16 protein-coding genes are annotated in these 17,688 nt (G+C 39.9%); 11 read left to right on the forward strand and 5 right to left on the reverse strand.

Annotation, left to right across the window (positions count from 1 at the left end; genetic code table 11):
- Nucleotides 1–8: 8 nt before the first annotated feature.
- Together aceE and pdhR are read right to left on the reverse strand one after the other, a co-directional pair.
- Nucleotides 9–2,675: a pyruvate dehydrogenase (acetyl-transferring), homodimeric type gene (gene aceE / locus EJ103_RS14305; protein WP_024031395.1), complete on the reverse strand. Its 2,667-nt coding sequence runs from the start codon at nt 2,673–2,675 to the stop codon at nt 9–11.
- Between the two features lie 90 nt (nt 2,676–2,765).
- Entirely contained in the window at nt 2,766–3,515 is a 750-nt protein-coding gene (gene pdhR / locus EJ103_RS14310; RefSeq protein ID WP_004588597.1) for a pyruvate dehydrogenase complex transcriptional repressor PdhR, read from the reverse strand.
- A gap of 786 nt (nt 3,516–4,301) precedes the next feature.
- Here pdhR and EJ103_RS14315 point away from each other — a divergent pair.
- A complete protein-coding gene (locus tag EJ103_RS14315; protein ID WP_241232311.1) occupies nt 4,302–4,646 on the forward strand; it encodes a transposase in 345 nt (114 codons plus the stop codon).
- A gap of 318 nt (nt 4,647–4,964) precedes the next feature.
- On the opposite strand, the gene ampE is transcribed toward EJ103_RS14315, so the two are convergent.
- The gene (gene ampE, locus EJ103_RS14320) at nt 4,965–5,816 is read right to left on the reverse strand and encodes a beta-lactamase regulator AmpE (RefSeq protein ID WP_126008279.1); all 852 of its coding nucleotides are present in this window, start codon (nt 5,814–5,816) and stop codon (nt 4,965–4,967) included.
- Nucleotides 5,817–5,829: 13 nt separating this feature from the next.
- Nucleotides 5,830–6,384, reverse strand: a complete 555-nt coding sequence (gene ampD / locus EJ103_RS14325; protein ID WP_126008281.1) for a 1,6-anhydro-N-acetylmuramyl-L-alanine amidase AmpD — start codon at nt 6,382–6,384, stop codon at nt 5,830–5,832.
- Nucleotides 6,385–6,599: 215 nt separating this feature from the next.
- Here ampD and nadC point away from each other — a divergent pair, with 215 nt between their 5' ends.
- From nadC to yacG, 8 genes are all read left to right on the forward strand, one after another.
- On the forward strand, nt 6,600–7,445 hold the full coding sequence (nadC, locus tag EJ103_RS14330) for a carboxylating nicotinate-nucleotide diphosphorylase (protein ID WP_126008283.1): 846 nt from the start codon (nt 6,600–6,602) through the stop codon (nt 7,443–7,445).
- Between the two features lie 474 nt (nt 7,446–7,919).
- A complete protein-coding gene (locus EJ103_RS14335; protein ID WP_126008285.1) occupies nt 7,920–8,357 on the forward strand; it encodes a pilin in 438 nt (145 codons plus the stop codon).
- Between the two features lie 66 nt (nt 8,358–8,423).
- Entirely contained in the window at nt 8,424–9,767 is a 1,344-nt protein-coding gene (locus EJ103_RS14340; protein ID WP_164521629.1) for an O-antigen ligase family protein, read from the forward strand.
- Between the two features lie 89 nt (nt 9,768–9,856).
- Nucleotides 9,857–11,086 (forward strand): type II secretion system F family protein, encoded by a 1,230-nt coding sequence (locus EJ103_RS14345; protein ID WP_126008287.1) that lies wholly within the window; start codon nt 9,857–9,859, stop codon nt 11,084–11,086.
- A 159-nt stretch (nt 11,087–11,245) separates the two neighbouring features.
- Entirely contained in the window at nt 11,246–12,148 is a 903-nt protein-coding gene (locus tag EJ103_RS14350) for an A24 family peptidase (protein ID WP_126008289.1), read from the forward strand.
- 1 nt (nt 12,149) lies between these two features.
- Nucleotides 12,150–12,770 carry a dephospho-CoA kinase gene (gene coaE, locus EJ103_RS14355; RefSeq protein WP_126008291.1) on the forward strand — a complete coding sequence of 207 codons (621 nt, stop codon included), beginning with the start codon at nt 12,150–12,152 and terminating at the stop codon, nt 12,768–12,770.
- 146 nt (nt 12,771–12,916) lie between these two features.
- Nucleotides 12,917–14,593, forward strand: a complete 1,677-nt coding sequence (gene pilB, locus EJ103_RS14360) for a type IV-A pilus assembly ATPase PilB (protein ID WP_126008292.1) — start codon at nt 12,917–12,919, stop codon at nt 14,591–14,593.
- A 47-nt stretch (nt 14,594–14,640) separates the two neighbouring features.
- Nucleotides 14,641–14,871 carry a DNA gyrase inhibitor YacG gene (gene yacG, locus EJ103_RS14365; protein WP_024031401.1) on the forward strand — a complete coding sequence of 77 codons (231 nt, stop codon included), beginning with the start codon at nt 14,641–14,643 and terminating at the stop codon, nt 14,869–14,871.
- 66 nt (nt 14,872–14,937) lie between these two features.
- Here the strand turns inward: yacG and EJ103_RS14370 are convergent, their stop codons facing one another.
- Nucleotides 14,938–15,429: a Spy/CpxP family protein refolding chaperone gene (locus EJ103_RS14370; RefSeq protein WP_004588607.1), complete on the reverse strand. Its 492-nt coding sequence runs from the start codon at nt 15,427–15,429 to the stop codon at nt 14,938–14,940.
- Between the two features lie 175 nt (nt 15,430–15,604).
- On the opposite strand from EJ103_RS14370, the gene EJ103_RS14375 reads away from it, so the two are divergent.
- Together EJ103_RS14375 and EJ103_RS14380 are read left to right on the forward strand one after the other, a co-directional pair.
- On the forward strand, nt 15,605–16,294 hold the full coding sequence (locus EJ103_RS14375; protein ID WP_126008294.1) for a response regulator: 690 nt from the start codon (nt 15,605–15,607) through the stop codon (nt 16,292–16,294).
- Nucleotides 16,272–17,687 (forward strand): ATP-binding protein, encoded by a 1,416-nt coding sequence (locus EJ103_RS14380; RefSeq protein ID WP_039972343.1) that lies wholly within the window; start codon nt 16,272–16,274, stop codon nt 17,685–17,687. The genes EJ103_RS14375 and EJ103_RS14380 overlap by 23 nt, the downstream gene beginning before the upstream one ends.
- Nucleotide 17,688 lies beyond the last annotated feature (1 nt).

The raw sequence follows: 17,688 nt of genomic DNA on the forward strand, positions 1-17,688 counted from the left end.
CAAACCTCTTATGCGTACAGTGGATTTAGTTTGTTTGTGTCAATGTCGAACTTTTTAATTGCTTCAACAACCACTGACTTTTCAACATCACCACGTTTAGCAAGTTCAGATAACGTAGCAACAACCACGTAGCTTGCATTAACTTCAAAGTGACGACGTAAGTTTTCACGGCTATCAGAGCGTCCGTAACCATCTGTACCAAGCACTTTATAGTTGCTGCTTGGAATAAATGAACGCGCTTGCTCAGCGTAGTTTTTCATGTAATCGGTCGCAGCAACAGTCACTGAATCGTTTAATACGCTAGTGATGTATGGCGTTTTTTGCTCGCTTTCTGGGTTAAGCATGTTGAAACGTTCAACGTCTTGACCGTCACGGGTAAGCTCATTGAATGATGTTACTGAGTAAACATCAGAAGCAATACCGTACTCTTCGCTTAAAATGGCTGCCGCTTTACGCACTTCAGTCATAATAGTACCTGAGCTTAATAGCTGTACGTTGGCTTTTTTACCTTCGTAGCTTTCAAGCTTGTAAATACCTTTACGAATACCTTCTTCAGCGCCTTCTGGCATTGCTGGTTGATGGTAGTTTTCGTTCATAAGCGTTAGGTAGTAGTAAATGTTTTCTTGGTTTTCACCGTACATACGACGAATACCATCTTGAATAATTACCGCTACTTCAAATGCGTACGTTGGGTCGTAAGAAATACAGTTAGGAACCGTATTTGCAAGAATATGGCTGTGACCATCTTCGTGCTGTAGACCTTCACCATTTAGCGTAGTACGACCTGCTGTTGCACCTAATAAGAAACCACGTGCTTGCTGGTCACCCGCCATCCATGCCATGTCGCCAACACGTTGGAAACCAAACATAGAGTAGTAAATGTAGAATGGGATCATAGGTAAATCGTTAGTGCTGTAAGATGTTGCAGCAGCTACCCATGACGACATTGCACCTAGCTCGTTAATACCCTCTTGAAGAACTTGGCCTGATGTAGCTTCTTTGTAGTAAGAAACAATATCACGGTCTTGAGGGGTGTAGTTTTGGCCATGTGGATTGTAAATACCGATTTGACGGAATAAACCTTCCATACCAAATGTACGTGCTTCATCAGCAATAATTGGCACAATGTTTTTGCCAATGCCTTTGTCTTTTAGTAACACGTTAAGTGCACGTACAAAGCCCATTGTGGTAGAAATATCACGTTTTTGCTCTTCAAGTAGCGGCTTAAATGCGTCTACTTCTGGCAGTTTTAGCTCTTCAGTAAATTTAGGAATACGTGTAGGTGTGTAACCTTTAAGTGCATCACGGCGTGCGTGTAAGTACTTGTATTCTTCTGAACCTTCTTCAAGCGTTAAGTATGGAAGATCTTTAATTTGCTCTTCTGATACTAAATCTTGTAGGCCTAAACGGTCACGTAAGTGTTCAACATGGCTCATGTCCATTTTTTTCACTTGGTGCGCAATGTTTTTACCTTCAGCGGCTTCACCCATGCCGTAACCTTTTACAGTTTTAGCAAGAATCACGGTAGGACGGTCGTTGGTTTGCTCAGCTTTTTTAAATGCAGCATACAGTTTTGATGGCTCATGACCACCACGCTTAAGCGCAAAAATTTCGTCATCAGTCATATCTGCAACAAGTGCAGCTGTTTCTGGATAACGGCCAAAGAAATGCTCACGTACGTACGCGCCATCTTTAGCTTTATATGTTTGGTAATCACCATCAATTGTTTCGTTCATCAATTGTAGTAATTTACCTGATGTATCTTTAGCTAGCAGAATATCCCACCCGCTGCCCCATACAACTTTAATTACGTTCCAACCAGCGCCTTTAAATAGGCCTTCTAGTTCTTGGATAATTTTACCGTTACCCATTACTGGGCCATCTAAACGCTGTAAGTTACAGTTAATTAGGTAACATAGGTTGTCTAGCTTTTCACGTGCAGCAAAAGAGATTGCGCCGCGTGATTCTGGCTCATCCATTTCACCGTCACCTAAAAACGCGTATACACGTTGGTTTTTAGTGTCTTTTAAGCCACGGCCGTCTAGGTATTTTAAAAAGCGTGCTTGGTAAATAGACGCAATTGGACCTAAGCCCATAGATACCGTTGGGAACTGCCAAAATTCAGGCATTAATTTAGGATGCGGGTATGACGGTAAACCTTTGCCATCTACTTCTTGACGGAAGTTATCAAGCTGTTCAGCCGTAAGACGACCTTCAACAAATGCACGCGCATAAATACCCGGAGAAATATGACCTTGGTAGTAAACTAAGTCACCGCCGTCTACCTCATTTGGCGCTTTGAAAAAGTGGTTAAAACACACTTCATAAAACGCAGCTGATGATTGGTAAGACGCCATATGGCCGCCTAAGTCGAGATCTTTTTTCGATGCACGTAATACAATCATGATTGCATTCCAACGAATAATCGAACGAATACGACGCTCAAGGTTTACATCCCCTGGGTACGCCGGTTCTTGATCTACTGGAATAGTATTAACGTAGTTAGTTGTTGTGCCAGTTGGCATATCAACGCCGTCTAAACGGGCTTGCTCTAACACTTGCTCAAGTAAATACTGAGCTCGTTCAACACCTTCTTCGCGCACAACTGATTCAAGAGCTTGTAACCACTCTTGTGTTTCTAGCGCGTCTACGTCAATTTTATTGACTTCAGACATATGGAGGTTTCCTTATGTTTAAAATACGAATGTTGTTAATTTAATACCACGTATACCTAATTTAGTGTGTTCTAAGTACAGCGTATTAGCTTAATTTTGTTTTGTGCGTCTTAAACTACGTTCAATTCGCGAATGCTCTTTACCCGCTTCAAGTAATGCTTCTTCAATAAAGGCTAAATGGGCATTACTTGCTAAACGGGCTTGTTCTGGATTGCCCTCAATTACGGCATCCATTAATAAGCGCCGGTGCTGGGCTAATTGATTGCTAATATCTGGTTTTTTTAATAAAACCGTTAAGTTTTGCAATACATTTTGCTCCAGTAGCGCTTGCATGCCTCGCACTAAGTGAAGTAAAACCACGTTGTGTGAGGCTTCGGCTACACTAAAGTGAAACGCATTAATTGCTTTGGCTTTTAATTGTAAATCGTTATTAACTTGAGCAATTTTATCAAAGCTTTGTTTAACCTTGGTAAAATCGGTGCTGGTACCACGAAGCGCCGCATAATATGCAGCAATCCCTTCAAGTGCATGACGAAATTCAAGTAAATCGAACTGTGATTCAGGATGCTTACTGATCAAATCGAACAGCGGATCAGTGAGTCCCTCTTCAAGCTGATTTTTTACAAACGTGCCACCGCCTTGCCTGCGAGTGACCAAGCCTTTTGCTTCTAGCTTTTGGATAGCTTCACGCAGTGAGGGGCGAGACACCTCAAACTGTTTTGCTAGTTCGCGCTCTGGCGGCAGTTTTTCACCTGGCGCTAATGAGCCCTCAAGAATCATATTCTCAAGTTGCTGTAAAATAACATCAGATAACTTTGCTGCTTTAATCTTTAAAGACATTAATCAACGTCCACGTTGCATAAATACTAAAAAGCCTAATTTTTAAGGCCTAGAGCTTGACGATTTACCCAAAAGGTAAATTGGTCATACCAAAAATTTTCAATAAGGTATCAAAAAGGCAAATAACTGTCAATTTACGGGTTATTTGAGCAATTAGAGTAGCGTAACGCATTTTGAACGAAGTTCAAACAATGCACAATTGAGGTTGTTTTATTCAAACGTTAACAAGATGAAAACAAATGGTCTGACCAGAGTGAATTAGAATATTCACTCTAGTTGAATTTATTGAAGAAATTAATTTTTGAATTAGAGAAGGCCTTTGCTGCGGGCTTACCCCGCGACCAATTACCTCAACCCAAAACACAGGCTAAGCGCGGCGTACATTGCGCGATATAAAATCGCGACTACACAAAATCGTAGCAGCGGGTTTACCCCGCGACTAACACCCTCACCTCAATACTCCCCCTAAGCGAGATACACATTGCGCGATGTGAAATCGCGACTACGCACAACCGTAGCAGCGGGTTTACCCCGCGACCAATTATCCTGCCGCGATACTCACCCTAAGAGAGATACACATTGCGCGATGTAAAATCGCGACTACGCAAGTCCATAAAAATTGCTACGCTTAAAATTAATCGGTCTGTAATTACTAAAATGCAGGAATGGTATGCATAGCTCATATTTATTACGTAAAGGAAGAGTATCTAAAGCAAACCACTATTACGCTATTACGCTATTACGTTAGTTTGCTACGAACGGAAAAGTCTACTCACAAATTTAATAATTAATAGAGCAGTAATCAATAAAATGAAAAAGCTAGAGAAGGAGAAGCAAATTAACTCAAATACATTTGTATTAATGCCCAATCACATTCATTGGTTATTTCAATTAAACGATATAGCAACATTAAGTGAGGTAATCAGAAATTTTAAAGGGCGCTCTGCAACTGCGTACCGAGAATTCAGTAAACAAAAACTTTGGCAGAAAGGGTTTTATGTCCATTTAGTCAGAAGTGATGAAGATTTAACTCATTGCGCTAGATACATAGTCGCCAACCCATTACGTGCACATTTAATAAAAAACATTGCAGATTACCCATATTGGGACAGCATTTATTTAAACGCGTAGCAGCGGGTTTACCCCGCGACCAATTATCTCACCTCAGACTCACCCTAAACGAGTTACACATTGCGCGATGTAAAATCGCGACTACGCAAAATCGTAGCAGCGGGTTTACCCCGCGACCAACACCCTCACCCCGATACTCATCCTAAGCGCGGCGTACATTGCGCGATATAAAATCGCGACTACACAAAACCGTAGTACATTGCGCGATGTAAAATCGCGACTACGCAAAATCGTAGCAGCGGGTTTACCCCGCGACCAACACCCTCACCCCGATATTCATCCTAAGCGCGGCGTACATTGCGCGATGTAAAATCGCGACTACGATAAACCGCCAAATAAAGTAAGCAGTGCAATCAGTACTAAATAAAAAAGCACGTTGCGTTTAACTAATTTAATCATACAAGTGGCTTCAATAGCACATCCGTAATAACGCTGCTCTACTTGCTCAGCCGCAAGCGCTGTACATGTAACTACTTTGCGATTTGGCGTTTTAAAATCCAATACATAATGTAGCCAGCAGCTTGTACCTTTATTAAAGTTACCAATGACTAAATAGCCAAAGCTTGCAACACGTGCTGGCAGCCAATCTAGCCAAAATAATAATTTATGCAGCAGCGTAAAACGATTTGCAAACACCACTTTATGGTTTTCTTTAACTAAATCGGCCAACGTACGCACTATTGCATACAACACGGCACCTGGGGCGCCAAGCATTACAAACCAAAAAATAACGGCGCAATAAAATCTAAAATTAATCCACGCTAAGGTTTGCCCAAATGTTTCTCCGCCCTCTTCATCCTCTAGGTGTTTTTGCCCCATTTGTAGTGCGTATAATGAGGCCGCGGTTTTATCATCCCGCGTTAGTGCATTTAAATACGACTTATATAAAGCGCGGTGCTTAGCACAACCAAAACAAACCAATAAAACCGCAACATTTATAGCTAACTGCCAAAGTACAAAGTCAGAGAGTACATATATAAGCGCAACAGCCTCTACCGGCAAAACTAACCAAATTAAAAAGCCAATTGCCGAGCTAAACAATCCGTTTTCACTAAGTAATTTACCCGAGCGATTTAAATAACCATTAACGTAATGGCTTATTTGCCAATACTGTGAGCGCGCACCTAAACGCTCAAGTATTAGTGCAATAATTATAGAAACTAAAATCATGATAGCGACTCACTTAATTTGCTTGTTCTAGCCTGCTTATATAAGCAGGCCAATTAAAACTTTCCCCAGGGTCGGTTTTTCGCCCAGGTGCTATATCGCAATGCCCTACTACTCTCTTAGTGGTTATAAGCGGGTAACGGGTCATAATTGCCTTTGTTAGATTATGTAAGCTGGTGTACTGCGCCTGAGTGTAAGGTGTGGTATCTGTACCTTCAAGCTCAATACCTATACTAAAGTTATTACATGCGCTTTGCCCTTCATATTCAGATTGCCCGGCATGCCACGCGCGTTTATTAAATGGCACATATTGAATAATCTCGCCAGTACGTTTTATAAAACAGTGCGCTGACACTCTAAGCCCATTTAAATCACAAAAACTGGGGTGCGCCTTACAGTTAATTTCCCCCATAAACAGTGCATCAACGTGTTCGGTGCCAAATTGCCCAGCCGGCAATGAAATATTATGAATTACCAACAGCGAAATATCGGTATTTTCAGGGCGCTCATCAAAATGCGTACAGGGCCGCTGTGTTATATTAGCGACAACTCCGTTTGAATCTATCTGCATTATTTTAATACCACGGTATACATAAACTTGATGCTAAAGGATTTATATAAAGAATGATAGCCATTGCGGCTAGCTAACATTCAGCTGGTAGCATAACTTTTAGCAGCCACGCTATATATGTAGGTGTAATAAACCCCGCTCATTTAAAAGCGCTTCTATTAGTTATTTAAACATAGTAAAATTTGCTTAATTTATTAACACTTATGAGCCTTCATATGTCAATTTCGCACACGCTTATTACTCAACTTGTCACCCTCGCCTTAGATGAAGATCTAAATTATCAATCAGCACAAGACGGCGACATTACCGCGCAGCTTATTCCACAAAACGAGCACGCAAATGCTAAAGTAATTACCCGCGAAGACTGCGTTTTTTGCGGTAAAGACATCATTATAGAAGTGTTTAAGCAAGTAGATCCAAGCGTTGAAGTAAACGTATTAGTAAGTGATGGCGACTTTGTGCCAGCAAATAGCACCTTATTTACAGCTAAGGGCTCTGCCCGTGCTATTTTAACTGCAGAGCGTACCGCGCTTAACTTTGTACAAACGCTCGCCGGTACCGCAACCACAACTGCAAATTATGTAAAAGAGCTTAGCGGCACCACAACCCAGCTGCTCGATACCCGTAAAACAATACCAGGGCTCAGGCTACTTCAAAAATACGCTGTTAAATGCGGCGGAGGTGCAAATCACCGTATAGGCTTATTTGATGCGTTTTTAATTAAAGAAAACCACATAGCAGCGTGTGGCGGAATTGATAAAGCTGTCGCACAAGCCAAGCAAAACCACCCTACAAAACCAGTAGAAGTAGAGGTTGAGTCGTTAAGTGAACTTGAGCAAGCCATTAATGCAGGCGCCGATATAATCATGCTCGACAATTTTAGCGTTGAACAAATTCAGCAAGCTGTGGTCACTACTAATAAGCGCGCTAAATTAGAGGTTTCGGGCAATATGACGCTAGAAACGCTTAAAACTTACTCGCAGGCAGGTGTAGACTTTATATCCAGCGGCGCACTTACAAAAAATTTACAATCAATCGATTTATCGATGCGTTTTGTATAAAAGCACGACAACAATTTAGTTTTATTGAAGCTAATTAATTGACAAAACGCATGAAAAGACTTTTAATAATCCAAAAGGCTTACTTTGTAACATTTTGTTAAATAAAGTATCCTTTTTAGAAAATTTTGTGTGCTTTAAGCATAAAAAAAGTGTTAGACTAACCCTGTTGTATTACTTCCTTGAAAAATATAGTAATAAGTAACTGCTTTTTGTTTTAATCTTCAAAAAATACCTAAAAGATTAAAGCAAATGGTCAGTATGTTTCCTATATTTAGTCTACTTTGTGTTTAGGTAGCCTACGCAAGTTGCAACATAATGAACTCACATTTAGCTTTTGTGTTTCATACCTAAGGCTAAAAGTACGTGAAAATTTATTTTTAAGTAAATCTGTAAAGTTAATCAGGTCAATTAAGCTTGGCACTTTCGCCACTAGCCTGACTACCTTACAAAACATTATCCTTTAGGAGAGGAAACATGAAAACAATGACTCAAAAACAACAGGGTTTCACCCTAATCGAACTAATGATTGTTGTAGCAATCATCGGTATTCTTGCTGCAGTAGCATTGCCAGCATATTCAAACTACCAAGCATCTTCAAAACTTACAGCTGGTTTAGCTGAGATTACTGGCGCTAAAACTGAAATGGAAATATTAGCCAATAATGGCGAAGATGTTGATGATGTTGATGATATTAAAGCAATTAAAAACGCTACTACTCAAAATTGCACTATAGAAGCCACTATGACCGATGGTGAGGGTACTATTATCTGCAATATTGAAAATGCTCCTTCACAAATAACTGACGCAGTATTAACGTGGACGAGAAATGCATCAGGCGCTTGGTCATGTGCGACTTCTGGTCTATCAGGTGATGCCACAGACTTAGCTCCAAAGAGCTGTCCTCACTCTTAATGCTCTATTAATTAAGACTTAAAAGCGCCTAGTGAGGCGCTTTTTTAATGCTGCAAATTAGCACTTATGAATACTAAAAATATAATAAAAACACTCCCCATCAGTTTACTTTTTATATATGCGTTAATTCCTATAATTCCTATAGTTTCCTACGATTATCATAACCACCAACGAATCATCCAAATAGCTTTCTTAATTAGTCTAAGTCTTCTAGCTATTACTGATCTTTTCTCTAATAAAAAACCTATCAGAAAATCATTATTAGATAAAGAAAGTGGCGTCTTGCTATGTACCTTTCTATTTTGTGGTTTCTTATCATCGTTGATGAGTGAAGAGCAAAGTTTTAGCTTGCTTTATACATTTCATATAAGTTTATTTATTGTATGTATGTACTATGTAAGTACCATAAGTGATAAGAAATCTATTTTATTTATCATTTATGTATTATTAATATCCCACACAAGCTTAGTATTAATTTGTTTGCTCAATATCATTTTTACGCTTTCTGAGCAGCAACCACTAAATCCTTATATAATATATTCTGGCTTTATCAATATCCGCTTTTTTAATCAGGTACAGGTCTTTATTCTTCCTTTTTTAATACTACTTCTGAAATTTAAGAATATTCAACGCATCGTATTCATAGTTTTATTTTTAAACCTGTTACTCATATTTATTGGTCAAGCCCGTGGCGCTTTGCTCTCTTTTCTAACCTTCTCGGTGTTAGCCCTTATATTAAAAACCTCTTTAAAAAAGCAAATACTAACAGGGTTAGCTTGCCTAGTTGTAAGCTATATTAGTTTTTATGTACTGGATTCACTTAATCAAGGAGGTGCTGAAATACTCCGTACAAGCTCATCAGGACGCATTGACTTGTGGCAGAATACGTTATTCAATTTAACTTGGAAGAACTTACTAATAGGAAATGGTCCCGGGGTATTTGAAATGTCGCTGGGAAGCTCTGCACCCTTTAGCCATCCACATAACTCATTAATTGAAATTTTGAATGAATGGGGTGGAATTGCTCTTATATGTATTGTTGTGTTGGTATTTACAATGCTAAAAAAAGCATTTACACACTTAAGAAAACATAAAAATGATATAGTTACAGAAGGTATTTTTTATTCTTTTACTATAGGTTTAACCTATTCGCTATTCTCTGGTGTGCACGTGATGCCTGTTTCACAGACTTTATTATTTATTATGTGGGGTTTACTAATTGGAAGGGTTTATAAGAAGAAAAACCAGCCACTTTCCATTAATATGTATGTAAAATTTTTTTTAGCATGTGTATTTATTCTCGGATGGGCATTCTACTTACAAAAAGCAATAGAAATTTATAATAATATAGACCCTGATAAAGGCTATATATACGGCCCACGGTTTTGGTCTGTGGGCCAGCGTTTTTGACAAAACATATTTTCTACCAAGAATCATTAGTTTAAGTTATGCTTATGATGATTATAAATCTTTAACCCGAATAAAACTGAGTACTTCCAATGGCAAAAAAACAAGAAGATAAAGGCCTTGATACCTTTCAATGGGTAGGCGTAAGTGCACGAGGGAAAAAACTTGAAGGGGAGCTAACAGGCTCTAGTGTTGCCCTAGTTAAAGCCCAGCTTAGAAAACAAGGTATCACCCCATCAAAAGTTAAGCGCAAGCCTAAGCCGTTATTTGGCATACAAAGTGTTCAAAAAATTACTCCTAAAGATATTGCGTTAGTTACACGCCAAATTGCCACTATGTTAATGGCCGGCGTTCCATTAATTCAAGCCATTGAAATGATTGGCTCAGGTTCCACCAACAAAAGTGTTGGTAAGTTAATGGAAACCATTGGCGATGAAGTTAAAGCAGGTCAACCTCTCTCACAAGCACTTAGAAAACACCCTCGCTATTTTGATGATTTGTATTGTGATTTAGTGGCATCGGGCGAGCAATCGGGTGCGCTTGATAAAATATTTGACCGGGTAGCTTTATATAAAGAAAAATCTGAAGCGCTCAAATCAAAAATTAAAAAAGCGATGTTTTACCCTATCTCAGTATTGGTTATTGCTGGCATTGTAACCTCTATTTTACTTATATTCGTAGTACCTCAGTTTCAAGATATATTTGCAGGATTTGGCGCACAACTACCTGCCTTTACCTTATTTGTTATTGGTATATCGGAATTTATGCAGGAATATTGGTGGGTGATTTTAATAGCCATTGTTGGCTTTGGTTACGCGTTCAAAGAAGCCAAGCTCAGAAGTTTAAAACTTAGAGATGCAACAGACCGGGCTATATTAAAACTCCCTGTAATTGGTATGATTTTAAATAAAGCCGCTGTTGCACGATATGCTCGTACGCTTTCGACCACCTTTGCTGCGGGTGTACCCCTTGTTGATGCGCTTGACTCAGCTGCTGGTGCATCCGGTAATGCTGTGTATCGCTATGCTATTTTAGATATTAAAGCAGAGGTGAGCTCGGGTAATCAAATGAACTGGGCGATGCGTAACTCTAAAATATTCCCTGATATGGTTATTCAAATGGTAGCCATTGGTGAAGAGTCTGGCTCTTTAGATGGTATGCTAGCCAAAGTAGCAACAATTTACGAGCAAGAGGTTGATGATGCAGTTGATGGCTTATCTAGCTTATTAGAGCCGCTTATTATGGCAGTGCTTGGTGTGCTTGTAGGTGGCTTAATTGTTGCCATGTACTTGCCAATTTTCCAGTTAGGCTCTGTAATTTAAAAGCATAGCTGTAAGCTGTAAGCTGTAAGCTGTAAGCTGTAAGCTGTAAGCAAAATTTCAAACGCTAATTAATAGCTCGCAAGATAAAATGAATAGTAAGAACTATTCAACAAAGCAAAATAAAATTGGCCTATAAATGGCCTGAAGTTAGGTATTTTAATGGAAAATTTTTTTCTTGATATAACCACTGCGATGCAAAGTCAACAGTGGTTTTATTTAACCACCGTTGGCTTAGTTAGTTTATGTGTAGGTAGTTTTTTAAATGTAGTTATTTATCGACTGCCGTTAATGATGCAGCGAGAATGGCAAAGTGAATGCAGGTTACTATTAGAAGATGAGCTAACAACCAAACCTACACAAGCCAGTAACAGTGAGCCATTTAATTTAGTAAAACCTAATTCTACCTGCCCTAAATGCAATACCGCAATTAAGCCTTGGCAAAATATCCCTATTATTAGTTGGATTATACTTAAAGGTAAATGCGCTAATTGCAGTAACCCAATATCAGCACGTTACCCAATAGTTGAAGCCATTACCGCACTATTGAGTTTAGTTATTGCCTATAGTTTTGGGGCTACTGAGCACGCCCTTTTATATATTTTTGTTACCTGGATTTTAGTGGCGCTCACCTTTATTGATATTGACCATATGCTACTGCCCGATCAGCTCACTTTACCTTTAGTATGGCTTGCGCTCATAGCCGCTGTAATGGGTTTAACAATAAGCCCGAGCGAAGCAATAGTGGGGGCAGCATGCGGCTATTTAAGCCTGTGGAGTGTATTTTGGCTATTTAAGCTATTAACCGGTAAAGAAGGCATGGGCTATGGCGATTTTAAGTTACTGGCCGTGTTTGGCGCACTGCTTGGCTGGCAGTCACTATTAACCATTATTTTGCTTTCAAGTGTGGTGGGCGCCATTATTGGTATTGCCCTTTTAAGTATCCAAGGTAAAGACAAAGCAACCCCTATCCCATTTGGCCCCTATTTAGCCATAGCGGGTTGGATAGCACTGCTGTGGGGCGCTCAAATTCAAGCTGCGTATTTTAATTTAATTGGTTATTAGTATGAATGAGCCAGCAACTAAAATAAACAATTGGGTATTGGGTTTAACAGGCGGTATTGGCTGCGGTAAAACGGCTGTTAGTAATATGTTTGAAGAACTGGGTATTTGCGTTGTTGATGCCGACATTATTGCTCGCCAAGTAGTAGCGCCTAATAGCACAGGGTTAAATGCAATTATTGAACACTTTGGCGAGGGTATTTTACTGCCCGATGGTACATTAAACAGAGCAGGGCTGCGCACTAAAATATTTACCAACAATGATGATAAAGAGTGGCTTAATGCACTATTACACCCACTTATTCGGGAAAAAATACTCACCGATTTAAATAATGCAAGCAGTGCTTATGTTGTATTAGTTGCACCATTATTGTTTGAAAATAAACTTAACAAATACTGCAACCGTACTTTATTGATTGATGTACCACAGCCTGTGCAGATTGAACGTACTATAAAACGCGACAATATTAGCCTTGAGCAAGTAAATAGCATTATAGCGTCGCAAATGCCGCGTGAAGAAAAACAACAAAAAGCTGATGATATTCTAAATAATGACCGCGATTTATCGCTTGTTCATGCAGAACTTGTTGTTCTTCATAAAAATTACCTACAATATGCAGTATAAAATACAACTAATGCCCCTTAATGCGGTCATAACAACATAAACTCGTAATTTGGTTAGCAAAAAAGGTGTTGATAAGCACAGCGAATTTAATCACCTGCTTTTTTCTGATAAATTGTTAACTATTGAAGGACTAAAATAGGTGCGCAATGAATATTAACTCACCGTTATTGAGAAAATTTATAACGCTTGGCCGCATTGATGCCGATACCGTAAAAGCAAAACAGCAAGAGTTTGCCTCAACCGCTGAGCTTATATCTAAATGTGGAAAAATTGACAGCAACGACTTAGCTGAACAATGTATAGACTTATTTCGCGTACCGTATTTTGATTTAAAAGACTTCGACCCTGCACAAATCCCCGAAGACTTAGTTAAAGAAAAGCTAATACGTAAACACCACATTTTACCGTTGGTTCAAAAAGGCAGAAAAGTATACATTGCCGCCTCAGATCCGACCGATTACGGTGCCTTTGAAAACTTTGAATTTAGCACCGGCTTATCGTGCGAAATAGTCGTGGTTGACTATATTCAGCTGGATAGCAAAATTGAGCAACTACTTGATGCTGCAGGCAGCTTAGATTTAAGCGCCGATGAATTTAAAGAGTTTGCCGACTTAGATAATGAAGGCCCTAAAGAAACCACACCTAAAGATGATGATAAAGACGATGCGCCAATCATTGTTTATATCAATAAAATATTAATGGATGCCATTAAAAAAGGCGCTTCTGATTTACACTTTGAACCTTACGAGCACAAATACCGTATTCGCTTTCGTATTGATGGCATTTTGCATGAAGTTGCCAACCCTCCCAATACCTTAGCAAGTAAACTGTCGGCGCGTATAAAAGTAATGTCGAGGCTCGATATTGCTGAAAAACGTAAACCACAAGATGGCCGTATTAAATTAAAAATTACCGAGCGTAAAAGCATCGATTTTCGTGTAAGTACTATGCCTACGTTATGGGGCGAAAAAATAGTAATGCGTATTCTTGATTCATCAAGCGCTATGCTAGGTATTGACGTATTAGGTTACGAAGAGGATCAAAAAAAGCTCTACATGGATGCGCTTGGGCAACCACAAGGCATGATACTAGTGACCGGCCCAACGGGCTCTGGTAAAACCGTATCGCTTTATACAGGTTTAAATATACTTAACCAGCCGGAGCGTAACATTAGTACCGCCGAGGATCCGGTTGAGATAAACCTTGAAGGGGTTAACCAAGTACAAATTAACCCGAAAGCCGAAATGACCTTTGCTAACGCCTTGCGTGCATTTTTACGTCAAGATCCAGATGTAGTGATGGTAGGTGAAATACGTGACCTAGAAACCGCAGAAATTTCAATTAAAGCGGCGCAAACAGGTCACTTAGTACTATCAACACTACATACCAACTCAGCGCCCGAAACCATAACGCGTTTATTAAATATGGGCGTGCCTGCGTATAACGTGGCAAGCTCTATAAGTTTGATTATTGCCCAGCGCTTAGCTAGGCGTTTATGCCCCAAGTGTAAAACCCCAGAAACACTGCCAGCAGAAGAGTTGGCTCGTCAAGGTTTTAGCACAACACAAATTGAAGATATGACACTATACGCACCCAAAGGCTGCGAAAATTGCACCGATGGTTACAAAGGCCGTGTGGGTATTTACGAAGTAATGCAAATTACTCCTGAAATTGCACAAATTATTATGCGCGGTGGCAACTCGCTCGAAATCGCAGAGGTATCGCTACAAGCTGGGTTCAATAACTTGCGATTATCGGGTTTACGAAAAGCCGCCGATGGTTTAACGTCTCTGGCTGAAATTAATCGCGTAACCAATATGTAAAAGTGATAGCCCTAGTTAGGGCTAAAACACATTGTAGAGAGTAAAGTATGCCAACAATTGTTAACTGTCCAACATGTAAAAACAAAGTTGAATGGTCACAGCAAAGCCCACATCGTCCTTTTTGTTCTAAGCGCTGTCAGCTTATTGATTTAGGTGAATGGTCTTTTGAGAACAATAAAATATCAACGCCTATTACCTCGGCTAACCAAATTAGCCAAGATATGATTGAAGATATTGAAGAGATGATGGCAAAAAACGATGACGACTTTTTTAAATAAGCGTTTTTCACCCTCTTAAACGACAAAAGCCAGCATTAAGCTGGCTTTTGTCGTTTAATCTATAAATTAGTCTCTTTGCTTACGGTGTTTTTTACCCATACGCTTTTGCATTTTTGCAAACTTTTCTTGCTGCTCTGCGTTAAGTACCTGCATTACTTGATGCTGTGTTTTTAGCTTAATTAAGCCAAACTCAGTGCCTTTTTCGTGGCGTGCAGCTAATAGCTCTTTTGCAGCGTTTTCGTCAAATGTTGGTGCGCTAAGTAGAGCATCCATTTTCTCTTTTTGAGCCTTACGCTGTGCTTTACGGGCCTCTTTATCATCGCCGCGCAGTGCTTTCATCTGTGTTTTTTGCGCTTCAAAAATAGCTTCAAGCTTAGTTTGCTGTTCTTGCGTTAAATCAAGCTTGTCGGCACCGCGCTCAGATAATAAAAAACGCGCTTGAGAATGGCCTTGCTTATCGTGCATGCCACCTTTTGCTAATACGCTACCGGCGCCAAGTGTAGCCGTTGCTAGACCACAAATAAGTACTAATTTTGAAAGTGTATTTACTTTAGTCATAATCATCACCTTAATATTGGATGGATTGAATTTGGTTGTGGCTGCTTAGCCAGTGAGTTAACTATATCTCTTGCAACGCAAAGTAACGCAAAGCAGTGTAAAGGTTGTGTAAAGATTCACTTTTGCACAATTTAAGAAGTAAAATAACCATATAGAAATTGCCTAAGGGTTTGAAATGAAGCTATTAATGATTGATGACGACACAGGTTTGTGCGAACTACTCACTGAATATTTAGCCGCGCAAGGTTTTGACGTACAAAGCGTTCACGATGGCGAGCAAGGCTTAAAGCTTGCTCTATCAAATGACTACGCGCTGATATTGCTTGATGTCATGCTCCCCACCCTTGATGGCTTTGAAGTACTTAAACAACTTAGGCAAACAAAGCTAACACCGGTTATTATGCTCACTGCAAAAGGCGAAGACTTTGATCGCATTTTTGGCTTAGAGCTAGGCGCAGACGATTACATACCCAAACCCTTTAATCACCGCGAGTTACTTGCCCGAGTAAAAGCCATTACCCGTCGTATAGAGCACATAAATAGCCTAAACGTTGCAACACCTAGCAAAATGAATATAAATGACATTACGGTTAATTTGGCAGCCCGAGAGGCCGCTATTAATGAGCACACCCTCACGCTTACTGGCACAGAGTACGAAGTACTGGTGTTATTAATAAAAAATGCCGGCGAAGTTGTCAGTAAAGAGCAAATAAGTGAAGAAGTATTAGGTAGGCGCTTAGCTTCATTCGACCGCTCAATTGATATGCACGTTAGCAATATTCGTAAAAAAATAGCTGAGCATATTCAAGGCGAGCGAATAAAAACAATGCGAGGAACAGGTTATGTCTTCATCCAAGGTGAGTAATAAACATTACTTTGCATGGCTAAAGCACCCTCGACATTATTTATTTTTTAAAATATTTATTTGGTTTTGGCTAACAATAACAGGCACAGTGGCTGCGCTTATATTTTTAAGCAACATTACGGCAATTAATGCAGTAAGCACCGAGCCTTTGCGTGGGCCAATGAAAAAAAACCTAATTTATACTGCTAAAAGCATTGAGCGAAGCGCCACTAAGCACAAACGCACCCTTGCTGATGTTTTATCGCACCCTAGGCTTTCAAAACGAAAAATTTTATTTTTAGGCGCAGCACAACCCGAAGACGCATTAAGCAATAAAGAGATCCCCGCTGAAATAGATTTAAACTTACTTAGCTTTAGTCAAAACTTGGCGCCACAGGTCATTTTTACCGAAAAATACCAAGCTTTCGGCCCTGTTAATATTAGCGTGCCAGAGGGGCAGTTTTACCTCTACGAAATAGACATTAACCACCAACCTCCTTTGCTCATGCGCTTTAAGTTAATGCCGAATTGGATGAAAGTACTCGTGGCTATTTTTGCCTCTTTAATCCTGAGTTTTATTTTTAGTCGCAATTTAATAGCCCCAATTAACAGCCTTAAAAAAGCAGCTATAAAACTTTCATCTGGCGATTTGTCAGCGCGAGTTGCCATACCTGCAAGCAGAAAAGACGAGTTAGGGGTACTTGGGCGCGACTTTAACAGCATGGCTAATCAGCTTGAGCAACTTATTAGTGCCCAAAAGCGCTTACTGGCTGATATATCTCATGAGTTACGCTCCCCGCTTACGCGTTTAAAAATGGCAACAGGCCTTGCACAAATGCAAGCCAACGAGGCGAGCCAATCGTATTTATTACGTATAGAAAAAGAAGCAAACCAGCTTGATAAAATGATTGCCGACGTGCTGCAAGTGTCGCGTTTAGAAGCGCAAAGCCAAACACTGTCACTTCAAAAGCAATCGTTAAAAGATATAGTAGAGCACGTATTAAACGATGCGCAGTTTGAAGCAAAGCAAAATACTAAAACACTTACTTTTAGTGGCAATGCCGATGTAATGCTAAGCTGCGATGAATCATTAATTGCCAGCGCACTCGAAAACCTATTACGTAACGCAATAAAATACGCGCACAGCAACATTAGCTTTAACGTACACTATAACAACCAAATCTATATAGAGATTTGCGACGATGGCCCTGGCGTTCCAAATGAGCAACTGAGCAAGCTTTGTGAGCCCTTTTTTAGGCAATCAGACGCTCGCGACAGAGTAAGTGGCGGCACAGGGCTTGGCTTAGCTATCGCTAAAAATGCTATTATTGCCCACGGCGGTAGTTTAGCGCTATCTAATAAAGAAAAAGGCGGGCTTTGTGCCAATATCACCCTGCCACTAATTAAAGAGTAAG

This window comes from Pseudoalteromonas sp. Xi13 (genome assembly GCF_003952205.1).
Classification (GTDB): domain Bacteria; phylum Pseudomonadota; class Gammaproteobacteria; order Enterobacterales; family Alteromonadaceae; genus Pseudoalteromonas; species Pseudoalteromonas atlantica.